We start from the raw sequence: 18,610 nt of genomic DNA on the forward strand, positions 1-18,610 counted from the left end.
CAGTTACTCTTTTTTGTGTGCAGCTTTTAGTCTTGTTCTAGTAAGGAAAGAAATGATTGTAAAACGGGTGAAATCCATCTAGATTTATGATAGATTACATAGCTTTGAATAACTGCTGGAGTTTCGATAGGCTGAAAACAGAGTTGTTCTTTTTGACAATTTTCTTGTACAACGATGTAAGGAAGAATTGAAATTCCTAACTCACACATTACAGATTGTTTAATGACTTCAACGTTGGAAGTTTCAAATGTTTTAGCTGGAATATTTCCGCTTTGACGTAAAAATCGATCTACCATTGGTCTATAGCCGCAGCTTTGTTCTGTAAAGATAAATTGAGTATCATTTAGTAAACAAAATGGATTAGAGTGTGTAGAGTAATGTGGAGGTAAAATCCATCCAAATGCTTCATTACAAAAAGTACGCGTAATAAAATCATTATGTTCCATACTTTCTCCAATTATGAAAATAACATCTGATTCTCCTTCACGTAGCTTATTCATTGCTTGTTCGTTTGTAGTTGTTTCCAGTACGATATTTACTTTCGGATTCTCCTGTTTGTACATACGTAATAATTGTGGTAATCGGTACACTGCTAATGATTCGTTAGATGTAATCGTTAATGTTCCCTCTAAATCATCACTATTTTGAGGGATTTCTTGCGCTTTTTCATAAATAGCTAGTAATTCTAGAGCATAAGGATGAAATTGATGACCTGCTTTTGTAAGAAGTACTTTTTTCCCTAATCGATCGAAAAGAGGGAGATGTAAATCGTTTTCTAATGCTTTCATATGCGCTGTTACAGTAGATTGCGCATAACCTAACGCATGAGCAGCTTTAGAAAAACCACCATATTTAACAATCGCACAAAATGTTTTAACGTGTCTCATTTCCATAAGCAATCCCTCTTTTATTATCATGATTTGTGAATGATTATATCACGTATTTCAATTTTCCAAATGGTTAAATTCTTTATAAAATGAAATTGTAGAAATATTCATTTAAGTGATATTGGAGGAGAAAAGATGATCAAAAAGGGCTATCATGTAGCTGTAGTTGGGGCTACAGGTGCAGTCGGACAGAAAATTATTGAACTGTTAGAGAAAGAAACTCAATTTAATATAGTTGAAGTTACATTGCTTTCGTCAAAACGATCCGCTGGTAAAGTAGTGCGATTTAAAGGACGGGAGATAATAATAAAAGAGGCAAAAACAACTAGCTTTGAAGGTGTAGATATTGCCTTTTTTAGCGCTGGAGGAGAAGTTTCTAGACAATTTGTCAATCACGCAGTCTCTAGTGGTGCTATCGTAATTGACAACACGAGTGAATACCGAATGGTACATGATGTACCGCTCGTTGTTCCAGAAGTAAATGCGCACACTTTAAAGAAGCATAAAGGGATCATTGCAGTTCCGAATTGTTCAGCATTACAGATGGTGACGGCACTTCAGCCAATTCGAAAAGCATTCGGATTGGAACGAATTATTGTTTCCACATACCAAGCTGTATCAGGTTCAGGAATTCATGCGATTCAGGAATTAAAAGAACAGACTAAGTCAATGCTTGCAGGTGAAGAGGTTAAGGGTACGATATTACCTGTGAAAAAAGATAAAAAGCATTATCCAATTGCGTTTAATGTACTGCCTCAAGTAGATATATTTACAGATAATGATTTTACATTTGAAGAAGTAAAAATGATTCAAGAAACGAAGAAAATTTTAGAAGATCTCAATTTAAAAATGGCAGCTACTTGTGTGCGTGTTCCAGTTGTTTCAGGGCATTCAGAATCGGTTTATATTGAACTTGAAAAAGAAGCGACTGTTGCAGAAATAAGAGAAGTGTTGCTGGATGCACCAGGTGTTATACTGCAAGATAATCCTAGTGAACAGCTGTACCCAATGCCAGTATATGCAGAAGGGAAAATAGATACATTTGTCGGGAGAATTAGAAAAGACCCTGATACACCAAAAGGATTCCATCTTTGGATTGTTTCCGATAATTTATTAAAAGGGGCCGCTTGGAACTCGGTTCAAATTGCAGAAACGTTGGTGGAGGAAGGGATAATATAGTATAGGTAAATTAGGAAACTGTTAATGATTACAGTTTCCTAATTTTTATTTTAGAATTGTTTTCTTTATTCCAGCCAAATTTGATTTGAAAGACAGTAAAAAACATCAAGAATGAATAAAATCCTTTTAGTATGATATGGATATAATCAATGAGAGGGGGAAATATGATGTATGAAGTAAAGGGGTATTTTTCATCATTAAAAGGAAGTCATTATGATATTGGAAGGCAACAAGGAGAGTTTGTGAAAAGTCATCCGTATCTCATTCCACAATTTATACAACAAGAACATTTAGTATCAGATAATTATTGGACAGAATCTAGAAATATATTACATCAATATTGTCCTGGAATTAATGATGAAATTGAAGGTTTTTGTGAAGTGTTGAAAATTCCTGCTAGAAATATGATGTATTATTATCAAACACTATTAAAAGCAGGATGTAGTCATTGTGTCGTATTACCTAAAAAGACAGATTCAAAGCACACATATGTATTAAGAAATTATGATTTGTCACCAAAAATAGATGATATGCGTTTTTGCTCTACACATGTTGAAGGCGCGTATGCCCATAGTGGATTTTCTACTTTTTATTTTGGTCGAACTGAAGGTGTTAATGAGCATGGGTTAGCTGTTACATTTTCAGCATGTGGTCAACCAGTAGGGAGTATTGAAGGCTTACGAAAGCCGGTGTTAAATGGTTTACAATGTTTTGCGGTAATTCGAGTATTATTGGAGAAATGTAAAAATGTGCAGGAGGCGATATCACTAGTTGATGAAATGCCAATTGCAAGTAATATTAATCTAATTGTAGCAGATCCTTTAGACGCAGCGCGTATTGAAATATTTGACGGTTTTAAATCAATAACCACAATTGATGAGGAAAGCCATGATTTTATCGTATCAACAAACCATGCGATTAGTTTACCTATTCAAAAATTGAATAATAGAAGATTAGAACAATCTACAAACAGATATCACACATTGTATGAATATTTAAATCAAAATGAACTAGTGAGCATGAAGTCTTTAAAAGGATTAGTAGAAAAAGAGTATCCTACTGGGCTGACAGTACATAATTATGAAGAATGGTTTGGAACTTTGCATTCTGTCTTATTTGATTTGCATAACCGTACAATGAATATTTGCTTCGGATCTCCACTATTCAACGACTGGTACTCATTGAAAGTTGGAGAGAGCCTATCCTTTTCTAAGTTGAATGTGAAATTTAATAATAAAACGTATACTGACTTTTGGAAAGAAGAACGCTATTAATTGATTCAAGAAGAATAAATGAGATAAAATGGTAATAGTGTATATACGAGAGGGATTGCCATTGCTAAAAGTAATGTTACCGATTGTTCTTATCTTATTTGTTGTCGTTTCAATGTATATTACTTATGAAAAAAGAAAAAAGCAGGGGTAAAAGGATTGAAGAGTGCGTTACCTTCAATTTGTTTCTTTGCAATTGCGATTTTAAATTTCTTTGCATATTGGTTTAGCTTTGGCGGTATGTTTACTTGGTTGTTTTCAATCGTATTATTGCTAATTGGAGCATATTTCACGAAATATATTCCAATATCTAAAAAGGTACATTGAAATCTATATGAATCTTAATATGATGTTTTATTTTGAAAAGAGATTATTCTACTAGGTCGTTGTGAAGCGATTTTATAGGATAATCTCTTTTGTTCGTTTAGCTTTGTAAAGAACGTACTGTTCTATTTAGTTGCTCAATAAACTCTCGAGTTGCAGCACACATATATTTATCTTTTCTATATATAAGTCCAATTTCTATTGTTGGAGTAGGATTTTCTATTTTAATAGCTTGAATGTTTTTATTTTGTAAAAAGTCTATATACGGTTTTGGTAACACTGTAATTCCCATTCCTTTAGAAACCATTTGGATTAAAGATTCCATCGTACTAATTACTAAAATTGGTTTTGGTTTAAAATTGAATTTTTGACAATGAGATGTAATTAGTTCGGTTAAAAAGAAATTTTTAGGTAATAGAATTAAAGGGTAGTTCTGTAATTCAGCAATAGATACATGATTACGTTCAGCTAATCGATGACCGGTTGGTACGACTAATGTAAGTTCACTTTTGTATAGAGGGATAGAAATAATCTCCTTATCTTGCACCGGGAGAAATGTAATGCCAATATCAAGTTCGTTTTGTAATAATTTTTCGCGAATATCTCCTGTACGAAGCCCTAATACAGAGAGTTCTATATTAGGATATAATTGATTAAAATTTAAAATAGCGGGTGGTAGTAAATAATTTACGACGGTTAACAATGATCCTATTGTTAAGGAACCTTGTTGTAACCCGTTTAAATCTTGAATAGCAGAACGAGCTTGTTCGACTTCATGAAAAATGGTTTTACTATGTAATAATAAAATCCTTCCTGCATTAGTTAAAGATATTCTTTTACCAATGCGATCGAAAAGCGGCATTCCTACTTCATGTTCTAATGCACGTATTTGCTGACTTAGAGAAGGTTGTGAAATATTTAATTTCTCAGCTGCTTTTGTGAAATGCAATTCTTTTGAAACAGCTAAAAAATATTCAAGTTGTCGTAATTCGATTGGAATCACCTCAAGTTTAATGATAGGTTATACCTATCATTATTATATAAATAATTGGATTGAACAATGATTTTGTTGAGCTTATAATCACTTTATTAGAGAGGGATTGAAAAGTTTTTGAAGTAAGGATAGATAAGTATCGGAGCAAGGATATTTGAGTGGTTATTACATTTGCTGATCTTTTGTCATTTTAAATGAAAAATAGACAGAGAGTTTGAAAGTATAAATTAATCTATTGAAAAATTGTGGGGTAAGTAAGAGGAGCGATTAAGATGAATAAAGTATATGAGGTACTATCTTTAAACATAGGGTTACCAAAAGAGGTTACATACGGCGGAAAGGTAATTCATACAGGTATAAATAAGAATCAAGTAAGGGAACCAGTGTTTTTATCCTTTTTAAAATTTAATGGAGATGGGCAAGCGGACTTAGTTCATCATGGCGGAGTAGATAAAGCAGTTTGTGTGTATTCTGGAGAACATTATAGATACTGGGAAAAAGAGTTGAATGAAGACCTTGTATATGGAGCATTCGGAGAAAATATAACAATTAGTGGTCTGTGTGAAGAGGATGTTTGTATTGGTGATACATTTCAAATTGGAGAAGCGATTGTCCAAGTGACGCAACCAAGACAACCTTGTTTTAAATTAGCTAAGAAATACAATATTCCAAAGTTACCACTATATTTTCAAGAAACAGGATATACAGGATTTTATTTTCGCGTATTAAAAGAAGGATGGGTATCACCTACTGATACGTTAAAATTACTGAAGTCTGATCCAAAAGGTGTTACGGTAGCATTTGCTAATCGTATCATGCATAAAGAAAAACAAAATGTAGTAGGGCTAAAAAGGATTTTAGAAGTACAGGCGCTTTCTACGAGTTGGAGAAATACATTTGAAAGGCGAATGAGGGGAGAAGAAATTAACACGCAGGAGAGACTAGAAGGAAAAAAATAATAAAAAAATATTTTTTATAAATGGTGCATTTCTATTAGTAAAAACGACTTAGAAAGCACTATTTTTATATAACAAACTTATTAATATTCAAAAATCCTAATATTATTTTATTCGACTTATTTTCAAATAGTCAAAACATAAAATAAATTAGACTTTTTTTTTATATTTTATGATAGTATATTGATTGGTAAGACCTATTACTTTAAGAGTAGGTTCTACAACTACATCTAATTTGATGGAATTAACGTATGGAGGGACAACATGGGGAATGTTGAAAATTTTGAAAAACTTCTTTTAGAAGAACCGAAAAGAGAGCAGTTATTTCCTTTATTTGAAGAAGTGTTTGGGATTACAATTCAAACATTGAATGATTTTTCAGAGAGAGGTTATTGGGATGATACATACAAAGCTTTATCATTTTTACAAGAAGATAAAGCAATTGCAAATGTTGCGGCATTTTCGCTACCATTGCTAGTAAATGGTGAAAGAATAAATGCAGCGGGAATTCAATCGGTAATGACACACTCTAATTTTCGTAGACAAGGACTCATGACACAATTAATGAGTAAAATGATAGAAGAAATCGATAAGAAATGTGAATGTACTTTATTGTTTACGGAAATACCTGAACTATATGCATCATTTGGGTTTAAAGTTGTGCAGGAGTATTTGATGACTATTTCATATGATAAAAAGAATAATAATGATTCTTTACTTAGAAAGTTAGATTATTATATGGAAGAGGATAGAAAGTTAATACATGAAACTATTGATAGTAGCCAAAGACTTTCAAATAATTTTGCAACATTAAACTTCCACCCTTCGTTTTATTTGAATATGTATGACTCGGAATGGAATGAGAAATTGTATTATTCAGAGAAGCTAGATGCTCTTATTGTGTATGAAGTAGATAATGAAATGTTGAAATTATATGGAGTGTTTGCACCAGTACTTCCAGTTTTAGATGAAATATGCGAGGAAATCGCTGAAAGATTTACAGAAATCGAATTTTACTTCTCACCAGATCAATTAGGGATTGAGGATGTACAATTTACAGAATTACAGTCAAGTAAGTGTTTAATGGTTCGAAGTAATAAAGAGCTAGATTTTAAAGGATTTAAATTCCCAGTGTTAACGGAATTTTAAATGTTTATATAGATATTTTTGAGGGGGATACAAGTATACATACTATTAAAATAGGTCTATACATATGAAGTCCACTTGAAAAAATGAATTTGAGATTGAATTTTGCAAGCTAATAAATAAATAGAAAAACCGTATTCTTTCTATTTGAGAATACGGTTTTTCTATTTGCGTAATATAAAGCACATTTATTGACCGGAAAGTCATAAATGCTTATCATTTAATAATGTTAAATATTAATTTGCATAATATAATAGAAGTACTGGAAAACTCAAAATTATATAGCTTAAGTAAGGAGGGTATGAATTATTAAATGGTAATTTCATAGGAAAAAGGAGATGAAGTATGAAATCATTTCGCAAATTATTACATTATTTAAAACCATACATGTTCTTCGCTATTATTGGACCACTATTTATGGTACTTGAGGTTGCGATGGACTTAATTCAACCGACTATTATGCAACATATTATTGATGTTGGGATAGCAAATCGTGATTTGAATTATGTAATAAAAATGGGGCTTCTTATGATAGGAGCTGCAGCACTCGGTTTAGTTGGAGGACTTGGGTGTATGATGTATTCTACAAAAGCAGCTGTTAATTTCGCTACAGACATACGAAAAGATGTATTTGCGAAAATAGAAACATTTTCTAGTGAAAATCGTGATTCATTTGGAACTGGGAAATTATTAACGATTGTGACAAATGATATTACTTCTATTCAATCGGCGATGACGATGACATTACGTGTACTTGTTCGTGGTCCTTTGTTATTTATCGGAAGTATAATAATTGTTTTTGTAACAGCACGCGAGTTATTTCCTATATTACTTGTAGTTGTTCCAATTTTATTACTTGCGATTATATTCATTGCAAGTAAAGCGAGCGGAACATTCAAAAAAGTGCAAGAAGCATTAGATAAAGTGAATACAAAGCTACAAGAAAATTTATCTGGAGTACGTGTTATTAAAGCGTATGTAAGACAAAAATATGAAATTACTCAGTTTGGAAATGTTAATACAAATTTAACGAAGATAAATATTCGAGCGGTGCAGCTTATTTCTTTAATGATGCCAATCATTATGTTAGTTGTAAGCGGTGGGATTGTCGCAACATTATGGATTGGTGGAGAAAAAGTATTTGATGGAACGCTTCAAGTAGGAGCTATTTTAGCGTTTATAAACTATTTGAATATTATTTTAATGTCACTTATGTCTATAAGTATGGTATTTATGCAAATCGCGCGAGCATTTCCATCTGCGGATCGTGTACAGCAAGTTTTAAATACTGAGGTTGATATTACGACGGAAACAAATGCAGTTGCACCTAATCAAATTGAGGGACAAATTGACTTTAAAAATGTTAGTTATAGTTACACGAAAAATAATGAATATGTTTTAAAAGATATTTCATTTAACATATGTAAAGGTGAAAAAGTAGGAATTATCGGTTCTACAGGAAGTGGTAAATCTACTTTAGCAAAACTGTTACCGCGTTTATACGATGTTGATCATGGGGAAGTATGCATTGATGGAATAAATGTTAGAGCATACGATTTACAAAAACTTCGTGCTTCAATCGGGTTTGTACCTCAAAAGGCATTATTGTTTTCAGGTAGCATAGAAGAGAACTTACGTTATGGTAAAGAAGATGCAACGAATGACGAACTGGAAGTAGCGGCTTCATCAGCTTGTGCGACTGAGTTTATTAACAAGTTGGAAGATTCATATCAATATCATTTAACACAAGGTGCGACGAATTTATCAGGTGGACAAAAACAACGTGTATCAATTGCAAGGGCACTTGTGAGAAAGCCATCCATTCTTATATTAGATGATTCTACATCAGCAGTTGATGCGAAATCAGAATCTAACATTCAATCGGCATTAAGAACAGAATATAAAGGAACAACAACATTATTAATCGCCTCTAAAATCTCATCTATAATAGATGCTGATAAAATTCTCGTTTTAGATAACGGTGAATTAGTTGGTGATGGTACACATGAAGAATTGTTAGAACAATGTGAGGTATATCAAGAAATCTATCTTTCCCAAGGTGGCAATTTACATAAAGAAGGTGGGAAAGAACATGCGTAATTTTCAAGGGCAATTTGCTAATAAAGGTGGACGTAAAGCCCCTAAGATGGGTAAAGCTAGAAATACTAAAGGAACAGTAATGCGAGTATGGAACTATATGGGGTATCAAAAGGCTGCTCTTACGTTCGTTATATTTTTAGTATTTGTTACGACGTTACTTGGATTATTAGGTCCTTATTTAATGGGAGTAATTATAGATCAATATATTGTACCGAAAGATTTAAGTGGAACTGCAAGAATGTGTATGTTACTTATCGCCATTTACGGTGTTACAGTGTTTTTAACATGGTTACAAACATTTGTTATGATTAATGTTGCATTAAAAACAATACAAAAAATACGACAAGATATTTTTGAGAAAATCCAAACGCTTTCTTTACGGTTCTTTGATGTACGTTCTCAAGGGGATTTAATGAGCCGTGTTACAAATGATATAGATAATTTGAATCAAGCGTTGACGCAAAGTGTTGTACAAATTATTTCATCAGCATTAACCTTTATAGGTGTAACGATTGCAATGTTCGCATTAGATTGGATTTTAGCAATTGTTACTTTAATTACAGTACCTATTATGTTTTTCGTTACAAAAAAACTAGTTACTTATAGTGGTAAAAACTTTGCAAAGCGTCAACGAGATTTAGGAGAATTAAATGGTTTTATTGAGGAAGCTATAACAGGAGCGGATGTTACAACGTTATATGGGAAAGAAAAAGAAACCGTACAAAATTTCAATAAAATTAATGAACAACTAAGAGTTTCAGCTACGAAGGCGGATACATTTTCAGCTTTTATTTTTCCAAGTATGAACTTTATAAATAACTTAGGTATGGGGCTTGTAATTGGGACTGGTTCAGTTATGGTTTTAAATGGAATGACAACAGTAGGTGTCATTGCGGCTTTTATTAATTATTCTCGTCAATTCTCAAGACCACTCAGTCAATTCGCAACTTTAATGAATACAATTCAAGCGGCAGTTGCTGGTGGAGAGCGTGTATTTGAAATTATGGATGAAGTACCGGAAATTCAAAATAAAAAAGATGCATGCATTGTACAAAATTTACAAGGGCATGTTGCACTCGAGAATGTTTCATTTGGTTATGAGGAAAATAAAACGATTTTAAAAGAAGTGAGTCTTAAGGCACAGCCAGGGGAGACAATTGCTTTAGTTGGTCCAACTGGATCGGGCAAAACAACAATCATTAATTTGCTAACTCGCTTTTACGATATACAACAAGGGCAAATTCATATCGATGGAAAAGATATAAAAGAGTATGATATGAATTCGTTGCGGAGTAAAATAGGGGTAGTTTTACAAGATACGTATTTATTTGCTGGGACAATTATGGATAATATCCGTTATGGTCGACTAGATGCTAGTGATGAAGAAGTAATCAATGCAGCTAAGGCAGCATCTGCACATTCTTTTATTAAACATTTACCGAATCAATATGAAACAAAAATTGCTTCAGAAGGATCGAATTTAAGTCAAGGACAAAAACAACTTCTTGCGATTGCGCGGGCGATTTTAGCAGATGCAGATATATTAATTCTTGATGAAGCGACATCTAATATTGATACGAGAACAGAATTACAAATACAAGAAGGACTAAACAATTTAATGAGAGGTCGAACAAGTTTCGTAATCGCTCATCGACTGAAAACGATTGAAAAAGCAGATCAAATCCTTGTTATAAAAGATGGAAGTGTTTTGGAAAGAGGGAATCATGAATCTCTTATGGAAGATAGAGGGTTTTACTTTGATTTGTATACGAGTCAGTTTAAAATTTAATAAAAACTTTAATATGATGCGGTTTCTCTAGGAAAGAGAAACCGTATTTTTATATTTGTAAACATTATTATCCAAATAGTTGTTCACTAAATGTTTTACCTGCGTATTCTTGCATCCAAGGTAAAACATGCGTAAGGTTATGAAAACACCTTTATGACCCCAATCGTTCACTTGTAATTTTTGGATGTAAAAATTGTTCCAAAAAAGTGTTGTATGAGGAAACTTAAATAGGTGAATTTAAGTTTCTCTATAATATATGAAACTACAATTAGAAAATCACTTATTTTTTAAAGGAGTTAATGGGTAATTGTACGTGCTAAAATCTTTATTAAAAATATCTTGTACTAATTGGATAGTTTCATAATCATAAAAACTATCGTATGTTGGGAGGCGTGGGAATAAAGGATCGGTAATATCAGCATCTGCAAAATCACCTCTAAAAATCGCTCTTTCCTTCTGATGATGCCATGATTTGGTTAGTATGTGTAAAGGAGAAGTTTTTAATTGATATGTTTGTTCTAAGTGCGCAATTTCAGTAGAGAAATTTTCAAGGTAGATATACTTCGTAACAAACTCCTCCTCAGCTGGTTCATATTGCTGCATTAAATGTGGATCTACTTGTTGTAAATCTTTCATTTGCGCTTTTAAATAGTAGAGAAAGATTTTAAATGAAATAGGCTTATTACAAAATTCATTACCATAATAAAAATTCCGAATAGGATTCCATGCTGGGTTTTCTATGTGAGGGGGGGCAATTAGTGAAAAGAATGAACTTACAGCTCTTGTATAGGGGTTTCTTACTAATTTATAGGAATCTTTTCCGTTTGTATATAAAGCCGCAGCTAGTTCAATAAAGTAGTCGGAGGAGTTTTTGTATATTTCATTTTCATAATTATGGATGAAGGAATCGTATTTTATGGCTTGTTTAAATAAATTTATTTGATAAAAAAACCAATGTGCAAGTGAAGTACAGCCACTTTTCTGACTCCAAAATAAAATCAAAGGGAAGTTAGAGTTAAAGTGCGGAACGCGTCCGTATTTAATAATATTTGCAAAATACATAGTTAGCCTCCATTCAGTTATGTCAATTATTTTTAATTTATGAATAAACAACTCGGCATATGAACAAGAGAAGAGGGGTAGAATAGATAATTTAATAACAATATAACTTTGAAATGAAAGCGTTATTTTATAGGGATATGAAAAGAGCACACAAAAAATGTGTACTCATAACAATCTAAATTATTTTAAGGACCATGATATATCATCAAGGGCTTTATAAATATAACTATACATGCGGTAAAAGAGATACTTTGGATTGTATTTTTGTTTCCAATTTATATTGATCACCTCTCGTTAGCAAAAACTAGCAGCTTCAGTGACAAATGGAAGTATTAATTTACGCGGAATTGTAATAATCTCAAGTGCCATCTGTGCTGAATAGAGAAGTATTGGAGTTAATTCTAAAGCGTGAGTTAATAATAATATAAAGCTTGTTAGGATTGCAAAGCTCCCCAAAAAGAAATTTTTTGAAGTGTTACGGAAATCTTTTATTTAGGAAAAGAAAGAAAAAAATACTGTAACAATGAGTATCAAAAATTTATATTTATCAGCCATTAAACCCCTTCTAAAGAACAGAAACTTATATTATAGCTTATTTTTGTGTATTAATATAAAAAGATTTTGAAATGAATAGTTTAAATACGTGAATGCCGCAACTTAAAAATATTAGTTGGGGTATTTATGAGATCTTTGTTTTAGAAAATAAATAATCTTGAATTAAAAATTTAAAAATAGATTAGTGCCCAAATTTTGTTTGCTGGAGATGTACAGGATATTTGACCGGACAATAAGACGAGCTTTGAATATAGTAATAAAAAAGGGGATGTTGAACAATGGCTAGATATAGTTTACATGCAGGTCACAATAGTATTGTACAGGGTGCGAATTATGGAAATCGGAAAGAACATATTATGGATCGCCAAGTGAAGGATGCAGTTGTTGCTAAATTAAGAGCATTGGGGCATACAGTGTATGATGATACTGATGAAGTAGGGACAACGCAAGCTCAAAATTTAAATAATATTGTATCAAAAACAAACTCACATGATGTAGATTTAGTAGTTTCATTTCACTTAAACTCATATGATACGAAAGCTAACGGTGTTGAAGTTTTGTACTATGACCAACAAGCTTTATCAGCAAAAATAGCAGCGCAACTTTCAAAAGATATTGGCTGGTCAAATCGTGGTGCAAAGGAACGAAAAGACCTTTATGTGTTATCGAATACGAAAGCACCTGCAATCTTAATTGAACTTGGATTTATTGATAATGAAGCAGATATGGCAAAATGGGATCCAGATAAGATTGCTAATTCAATTGTATATGCATTAACGGGGCAATCTGGTGGGACAACTCCGCCAGCCCAAAAAAATATCATTCAATCAGGAGCTTTTTCACCATATGAAACACCCGATGTAATGGGAGCATTAACGTCACTAAAAATGACAGCTAACTTCATCTTACAATCTGATGGTTTAACATATTTTATCTCTGAACCAACTTCAGATACGCAACTTAAAGGAATGACAGATTATCTTGATCGTAAAGGCTGGTGGTATGAAGTTAAGTAAAGATTTTAGTTTAGTGGAACAGAATATTTAAAAATCAATAGTCCGAAAAAGAGGATTACTTATAATGAGTAATCCTCTTTTAAAATTTTTATCTCGTATGAATAAGGTTAGATATAGGAGACGCCCGCCTTGAAAATTGATAAGTAATGCATGTAAGTGGGAAATTCATTGGGCATCTTAGCAATATTTTTAAAAAGAAAAGAAATTTAGAATTTGAATTTAAGTGATTACAATTGAAATAGCACTGAAAACTAATAAAACGGCCATAATGATGTTAAATGATTTAGTATGTTTTAATAAAAGTTTTTGGAACATGGAACCAAATAAGCTCCAACTAAATGTGCTCATTAACCCGACTACACCTAGAAATAATGAGGAAAGTAGAAAACTTGAATATGAATTATAGTAAGGGAGAATAAAAGTTGACACTACAGTCAGCCCGAATAGTATCCCTTTAGGATTGACAAATTGAAGAAAAATCCCCACTGTAAATAAGTTTTTATTATGTTTTTCATCGGGATCTGTACTAGTTTTACTAGTGAGTATTTTAAAAGCTAAATATAGCATGTATGCTACACCTAAAATTTTTAAAGGGAATTCGATTATGGGTAGGATATTAATTAGTACAATATTAAAGAAGCTACATAAGGAAGTGAGGATGAAAAACCCGAAAGCTACTCCAAAACAAAATTGCATACTCCTTTTTAAACCATGTTGATTGGCGTATGTCATAGCTAAAAAATTGTTAGGTCCGGGTGTGAAGCTACTTATAAAAACAAATAACAAAAAAGAAAATATAGGCATTTCAAAACCCCCTAAATATATAGTGTGTGTTATAATGACCGAAAAGAACAATATAACGTGTGCTTTTTATTATACATAACGGTCGTTATATTGTATATAGTGTAGGGGTGTTTCTTATGGAAGAAATTCAACTTATTTTAGCAAAAAATTTAAAAACAATACGTGAAAAAGAGAAAATGAGTTTAGAAAAGGTCTCTCAATTAACAGGTGTGAGTAAAACGATGATTGGACAAATTGAACGAGGAGAGTCAAGCCCAACATTAACAACGATATGGAAAATCGCTAATGGTTTGAAAGTGTCTTTTACTTCTTTAATCAATAATCCGCAACCAGATACGAAAGTTGTTTTACGAAATGATGTACAAGTATTATCAGAAGACAATGGGAGATATAAAGTGTATCCTTCCTTTCCTTTTCAAGATGATAGGAACTTTGAAATCTATACGGTTGAAATTGAAACAGAAGGAAAATTAAGTTCGGAAGGCCATAAAGAAGGGACCGAAGAATTTATTACGGTGTTTGAAGGGGAATTGACAATTGAAATAAATGATTGTCAATATAAATTAAATAGCGGGGATGCAATTCGCTTTAAGGCGGATAAATCGCACTCGTATTATAATTCCGGACGAACGCTAACTCGGTTAAGTATGACCATTTATTATCCAACTTCATAAACTTGCGATTACTTTAAGGATATAAAGAAATGTGTGTTGATAAACCATCTATAAGAGATGGTTTTATTTTATGAATTCATAAAAAAAAGACACTCGTTTGAGTGTCAACATAGTATTGCTCTCGCGTATAGGATTGGAGTAGGTTTATCAAATACATATTGAGATGGTTCGCAATTGATAAACTGTCTTCTTACTCAATGTAACATTGGCAGGGAGAAGTGTAAATTGATAATATATATACGGAAAATTTAGTATAGATAATTTCTACTATCAATATAGTACAAATTGTTTTTATTGCTTAATCACTGTCGTGAAATTATTGAAATATTATTAGATTTAGGAATGACGTAATAGTTACTACTTTAGCAGCTAAGAATGTTTATTATAAAAAAGAATGAATCATTTATTAATCGATTCGTATAATTGTTAAAGAGGCACCTGTTGAACCACCTCCAACTAAATTAACTATGGATAATACGCCGAATAGTTGAAGGGAAATTGTATTACCAGCAATTAAATTGGTTATTAAATTATTATTATAATTTGAAGTTGATATTGCGGGTGAAAAAATAGATCCGGGAAGTGGAGTCGAAGAGTTTAATAGTAGCCTTGTACCAGCAAGTAGTGCAGTTGTCGTATTAACTTGGTAGGTTAAATAATATCTCCCAGTAACAGGAATTGTAAATATATCATTTGTAGCGTTCACTGTAAAATTACCGAGACTTTGGTTATTAGAAAGTGGAATATTAGTTCCACCTAATATGACTGAGATGGGACCACCTAACGTATTATTAGCGAACATAGAGTTTGTTGTAATAATGGGTCCAGTAATGCCTGTGGGACCGGTATTACCTGTGGGACCAGTAGGACCTGTAAGTCTGTATGGAAGAATAATTTCAAGAGCCAGTGATAATAGTTCTTTTTTTATTTTTTCATTCTTATCTTGAATATAAATCACCTCATTTTTAAATTAGAACGTAACCGTTTTAGTATTTTGAAATGGACCTATCATTTTATTATATTAATACTACTAGCTATAGCAACGGTAAAAAGTTTATTATATGTAAAAGTCATTTTAGTATGAAAAAGTAGTTATAGAATTTTTCCAAAATGATAGATGTTATATTTTGTTAATTAGTAAACAAAAATGTGGAATGAGGTATTAAATTGAACCGCAATGACAAATTATCGTTGAATAAAGGTATGGTAAGATTTGAAAATATTGGACCTACCTTTCCAGTTCTTCCGCCAATTTATATTCCAACGGGAGCAACAGGTCCGTAACAGGAACAACGGGAGCAACAGGTCCAACGGGAGTAACAGGAACAACGGGAGTAACAGGAACAACGGGAGCACAAGGACAACGGGAGCAACAGGTCCAACGGGAGTAACAGGAACAACGGGAGCAACAGGAACAACGGGAGTAACAGGAACAACGGGAGCAACAGGTCCAACGGGAGCAACAGGTCCAACGGGAGTAACAGGAGCAACAGGCTCAACAGGTTCAACGGGTCCAACGGGAGTTATTGGTCCCATAACAACAACTAATTTATTATTTTACACTTTTTCAGATGGAGAAAAACTTATATATACAGATTCAGATGGGATAGCTCAATATGGTACAACACATATATTACCTCCTGATGAGGTTTCCTATATTAATTTGTTTATTAATGGAATACTTCAACCACAACCATTATATCAAGTTAGTAATGGTCAGCTAACTTTATTGGATAATCAACCACCAACGCAAGGTTCTTCAATTATTTTGCAATTCATCATTATTAATTAAAAAAGACAGATTCTTAAATAACAAGAATCTGTCTTTTTGTTCTACATTAAAGTAGTTAAACTAAGTGACGATAAATTCGATTGTAATTGGAATTCCGCCGTCTAATGCATCTCCGCCAGGAATTGTAATAGCACCAGTAGGTCCAGTAGTAATACTGGAGTTCACACTAGGTTGAAGAATACCGTTTACATAAAAGTTGTAATACGTAAAAGTCGGAAAAGCAGTTGCAGTAGTACCAGCATCGTTTAAACAAGCTGTAGCAGCAATTGCAAAAGCTGCACCTGTTCCTGTTCCAGCTCCTAGTGTAGATGTAAATCTTCTAGATGCCATAAATGGTTGGATGATTGGCAATTAATTCTCACCTCCTACATTATTTTTTGAACGAAGTGTAGAATAACTTGTCCGATATATTGTATGAGAGTTTTCTATAATAGAAACGGCTTCTTAATTATTGAGAGAACATAATTTTAGTAAAGATATTGTTACTTATCTGAAAAGATGGTGTTGTTACTTGTTGGTTATATGCAAATGCTTAGTTTTAAGATTTAAATTAAAATGTGCTTTTGGACCTAAGAGATAAACGTGGAAAATTAAAATAAACTCTTAAGTTTAGGTGTTTAATCTAAGCAGTCAATTATTAAAAACATATAATTAATATGTGAGTCATGAACATAATTAAATATCGTTTTTTCAGTTTAATTATAATTCATGTTTCCTATTTTAAGTGAATGAAACCTATACACAATTTTATAGTTCTTATAATAGGAAAACACTCAAATATAAGATAAGTAAGGAGGAAATAAATGTCACATAACAATTGTTTTGGTCATAACAACTGCAATAATCCGATTGTTTTCACTCCAGATTGTTGTAACAATCCACAAACGGTTCCAATTACTAGTGAACAATTAGGAAGATTAATAACTTTACTAAACTCTTTAATTGCGGCTATTGCAGCGTTTTTTGCAAATCCAAGTGATGCAAACAGATTAGCTTTACTCAATTTGTTTACTCAACTATTGAATTTACTAAATGAATTAGCACCTTCTCCAGAAGGGAATTTCTTAAAACAATTAATTCAAAGTATTATTAACTTACTACAATCTCCTAACCCAGACCTAGGTCAATTACTTTCTTTATTACAACAATTCTTCAGTGCTCTTGCACCATTCTTCTTCTCTTTAATTATTGATCCTGCAAGCTTACAACTTCTATTAAACTTATTAGTTCAACTAATTGGTGCTACTCCAGGAGGTGGCCCAACAGGTCCAACAGGTCCAACAGGTCCAGGAGGAGGAGCAACAGGAGCAACAGGGGCAACAGGGGCGACACAGGAGCAACAGGAGCGACAGGCCCAACAGGTCCAACGGGAGACACAGGAGTAGCAGGCCCAACAGGTCCAACGGGAGACACAGGAGCAACAGGAGCGACAGGCCCAACAGGAGACACAGGCCCGACAGGAGCAACAGGCCCAACAGGTCCGACGGGAGACACAGGTCCAACAGGAGCAACGGGAGCAACAGGATTAACAGGAGCAACAGGAGCAACAGGTGGCGGAGCTATTATTCCATTCGCTTCAGGTACAACACCATCTGCGTTAGTTAACGCATTAATAGCTAATACAGGAACTCTTCTTGGATTTGGATTTAGTCAGCCTGGCATAGCTTTAACGGGTGGAACAAGTATCACATTAGCGTTAGGTATAGGTGATTATGCATTTGTAGCACCACGTGCAGGAACTATTACGTCATTAGCAGGTTTCTTTAGTGCAACAGCTGCATTAGCTCCATTATCACCTGTTCAAGTGCAGATACAAATATTAACTGCACCAGCAGCGAGTAATACGTTTACAGTACAGGGCGCACCTTTATTATTAGCACCAGCATTTGCTGTAATAGCGATTGGTGCTACAGCATCGGGAATCATTCCTGAAGCTATTCCAGTAGCTGCTGGAGATAAAATACTGTTATATGTTTCATTAACAGCAGCAAGTCCAATAGCTGCAGTTGCTGGATTTGTAAGTGCAGGTATTAATATCGAATAACTTGTGGTAATGTATTC

Annotated in this window: 16 protein-coding genes and 3 pseudogenes; 12 read left to right on the top strand and 7 right to left on the bottom strand. The window is 33.1% G+C overall.

The annotated features are described in order from the left end of the window. Positions 1 to 26: 26 nt before the first annotated feature. On the bottom strand, positions 27 to 917 hold the full coding sequence (locus DN393_RS03240) for a LysR family transcriptional regulator (protein WP_098102520.1): 891 nt from the start codon (positions 915 to 917) through the stop codon (positions 27 to 29). 105 nt (positions 918 to 1,022) lie between these two features. Between DN393_RS03240 and DN393_RS03245 the strand changes: the two genes are divergently transcribed. The 3 genes and pseudogenes from DN393_RS03245 to DN393_RS03255 all read left to right on the top strand — a co-directional run bounded on the left by DN393_RS03245 (position 1,023) and on the right by DN393_RS03255 (position 3,664). Continuing rightward, positions 1,023 to 2,066, top strand: a complete 1,044-nt coding sequence (locus DN393_RS03245) for an aspartate-semialdehyde dehydrogenase (protein WP_103655330.1) — start codon at positions 1,023 to 1,025, stop codon at positions 2,064 to 2,066. 167 nt (positions 2,067 to 2,233) lie between these two features. Continuing rightward, positions 2,234 to 3,340 carry a C45 family autoproteolytic acyltransferase/hydrolase gene (locus DN393_RS03250; RefSeq protein WP_098112021.1) on the top strand — a complete coding sequence of 369 codons (1,107 nt, stop codon included), beginning with the start codon at positions 2,234 to 2,236 and terminating at the stop codon, positions 3,338 to 3,340. Positions 3,341 to 3,401: 61 nt separating this feature from the next. Next, positions 3,402 to 3,664, top strand: a pseudogene (locus tag DN393_RS03255) (hypothetical protein). 97 nt (positions 3,665 to 3,761) lie between these two features. Here DN393_RS03255 and DN393_RS03260 read toward each other — a convergent pair. Continuing rightward, entirely contained in the window at positions 3,762 to 4,664 is a 903-nt protein-coding gene (locus DN393_RS03260; RefSeq protein WP_098112022.1) for a LysR family transcriptional regulator, read from the bottom strand. Between the two features lie 263 nt (positions 4,665 to 4,927). Between DN393_RS03260 and DN393_RS03265 the strand changes: the two genes are divergently transcribed. The 4 genes from DN393_RS03265 to DN393_RS03280 all read left to right on the top strand — a co-directional run bounded on the left by DN393_RS03265 (position 4,928) and on the right by DN393_RS03280 (position 10,646). Continuing rightward, the gene (locus DN393_RS03265; RefSeq protein WP_088046635.1) at positions 4,928 to 5,614 is read left to right on the top strand and encodes an MOSC domain-containing protein; all 687 of its coding nucleotides are present in this window, start codon (positions 4,928 to 4,930) and stop codon (positions 5,612 to 5,614) included. Between the two features lie 261 nt (positions 5,615 to 5,875). After that, complete coding sequence (locus DN393_RS03270) at positions 5,876 to 6,760, top strand: GNAT family N-acetyltransferase (protein ID WP_064474125.1); 885 nt, start codon at positions 5,876 to 5,878, stop codon at positions 6,758 to 6,760. 342 nt (positions 6,761 to 7,102) lie between these two features. Beyond that, positions 7,103 to 8,857 (top strand): ABC transporter ATP-binding protein, encoded by a 1,755-nt coding sequence (locus DN393_RS03275; RefSeq protein ID WP_088046636.1) that lies wholly within the window; start codon positions 7,103 to 7,105, stop codon positions 8,855 to 8,857. After that, a complete protein-coding gene (locus DN393_RS03280) occupies positions 8,850 to 10,646 on the top strand; it encodes an ABC transporter ATP-binding protein (RefSeq protein WP_064474127.1) in 1,797 nt (598 codons plus the stop codon). The genes DN393_RS03275 and DN393_RS03280 overlap by 8 nt, the downstream gene beginning before the upstream one ends. A 276-nt stretch (positions 10,647 to 10,922) precedes the next feature. On the opposite strand, the gene DN393_RS03285 is transcribed toward DN393_RS03280, so the two are convergent. Beyond that, positions 10,923 to 11,708, bottom strand: coding sequence for a sulfotransferase family 2 domain-containing protein (locus DN393_RS03285; RefSeq protein ID WP_064474128.1), 786 nt, complete (start codon positions 11,706 to 11,708; stop codon positions 10,923 to 10,925). Between the two features lie 294 nt (positions 11,709 to 12,002). Then, a pseudogene (locus DN393_RS03290) lies at positions 12,003 to 12,263 on the bottom strand (hypothetical protein). Positions 12,264 to 12,541: 278 nt separating this feature from the next. On the opposite strand from DN393_RS03290, the gene DN393_RS03295 reads away from it, so the two are divergent. Continuing rightward, positions 12,542 to 13,279, top strand: a complete 738-nt coding sequence (locus DN393_RS03295) for an N-acetylmuramoyl-L-alanine amidase (protein ID WP_064474129.1) — start codon at positions 12,542 to 12,544, stop codon at positions 13,277 to 13,279. 219 nt (positions 13,280 to 13,498) lie between these two features. Here the strand turns inward: DN393_RS03295 and DN393_RS03300 are convergent, their stop codons facing one another. Further along, complete coding sequence (locus tag DN393_RS03300; RefSeq protein ID WP_064474130.1) at positions 13,499 to 14,083, bottom strand: LysE family transporter; 585 nt, start codon at positions 14,081 to 14,083, stop codon at positions 13,499 to 13,501. A gap of 59 nt (positions 14,084 to 14,142) precedes the next feature. Between DN393_RS03300 and DN393_RS03305 the strand changes: the two genes are divergently transcribed. After that, entirely contained in the window at positions 14,143 to 14,757 is a 615-nt protein-coding gene (locus DN393_RS03305; protein WP_098103702.1) for a helix-turn-helix domain-containing protein, read from the top strand. Positions 14,758 to 15,163: 406 nt separating this feature from the next. Here the strand turns inward: DN393_RS03305 and DN393_RS03310 are convergent, their stop codons facing one another. Next, entirely contained in the window at positions 15,164 to 15,715 is a 552-nt protein-coding gene (locus DN393_RS03310; protein WP_064474132.1) for a BclA C-terminal domain-containing protein, read from the bottom strand. 209 nt (positions 15,716 to 15,924) lie between these two features. Between DN393_RS03310 and DN393_RS32275 the strand changes: the two are divergent. Further along, positions 15,925 to 16,549, top strand: a pseudogene (locus tag DN393_RS32275) (DUF4183 domain-containing protein). Between the two features lie 60 nt (positions 16,550 to 16,609). On the opposite strand, the gene DN393_RS03320 reads toward DN393_RS32275, so the two are convergent. Beyond that, a complete protein-coding gene (locus DN393_RS03320; protein ID WP_001121646.1) occupies positions 16,610 to 16,900 on the bottom strand; it encodes a DUF4183 domain-containing protein in 291 nt (96 codons plus the stop codon). Between the two features lie 599 nt (positions 16,901 to 17,499). On the opposite strand from DN393_RS03320, the gene DN393_RS32350 reads away from it, so the two are divergent. Next, complete coding sequence (locus tag DN393_RS32350) at positions 17,500 to 17,934, top strand: collagen-like repeat preface domain-containing protein (protein WP_370458081.1); 435 nt, start codon at positions 17,500 to 17,502, stop codon at positions 17,932 to 17,934. Positions 17,935 to 18,113: 179 nt separating this feature from the next. Next, positions 18,114 to 18,593 carry an exosporium glycoprotein BclB-related protein gene (locus DN393_RS32355; protein WP_370458082.1) on the top strand — a complete coding sequence of 160 codons (480 nt, stop codon included), beginning with the start codon at positions 18,114 to 18,116 and terminating at the stop codon, positions 18,591 to 18,593. The last annotated feature ends 17 nt before the right edge of the window (positions 18,594 to 18,610 follow it).

This window comes from Bacillus sp. BPN334, from assembly GCF_008368885.1.
In the GTDB taxonomy this organism is placed as follows: Bacteria; Bacillota; Bacilli; order Bacillales; family Bacillaceae_G; genus Bacillus_A; species Bacillus_A wiedmannii.

What these genes read in the sequence shown, in the direction of transcription:
- DN393_RS03240 (WP_098102520.1), bottom strand. Translation starts at nt 917, where the DNA reads ATGATAATAAAAGAGGGATTGCTTATGGAAATGAGACACGTTAAAACA.
- DN393_RS03245 (WP_103655330.1), top strand. Translation starts at nt 1,023, where the DNA reads ATGATCAAAAAGGGCTATCATGTAGCTGTAGTTGGGGCTACAGGTGCA.
- DN393_RS03250 (WP_098112021.1), top strand. Translation starts at nt 2,234, where the DNA reads ATGTATGAAGTAAAGGGGTATTTTTCATCATTAAAAGGAAGTCATTAT.
- DN393_RS03265 (WP_088046635.1), top strand. Translation starts at nt 4,928, where the DNA reads ATGAATAAAGTATATGAGGTACTATCTTTAAACATAGGGTTACCAAAA.
- DN393_RS03270 (WP_064474125.1), top strand. Translation starts at nt 5,876, where the DNA reads ATGGGGAATGTTGAAAATTTTGAAAAACTTCTTTTAGAAGAACCGAAA.
- DN393_RS03275 (WP_088046636.1), top strand. Translation starts at nt 7,103, where the DNA reads ATGAAATCATTTCGCAAATTATTACATTATTTAAAACCATACATGTTC.
- DN393_RS03280 (WP_064474127.1), top strand. Translation starts at nt 8,850, where the DNA reads ATGCGTAATTTTCAAGGGCAATTTGCTAATAAAGGTGGACGTAAAGCC.
- DN393_RS03285 (WP_064474128.1), bottom strand. Translation starts at nt 11,708, where the DNA reads ATGTATTTTGCAAATATTATTAAATACGGACGCGTTCCGCACTTTAAC.
- DN393_RS03295 (WP_064474129.1), top strand. Translation starts at nt 12,542, where the DNA reads ATGGCTAGATATAGTTTACATGCAGGTCACAATAGTATTGTACAGGGT.
- DN393_RS03300 (WP_064474130.1), bottom strand. Translation starts at nt 14,083, where the DNA reads ATGCCTATATTTTCTTTTTTGTTATTTGTTTTTATAAGTAGCTTCACA.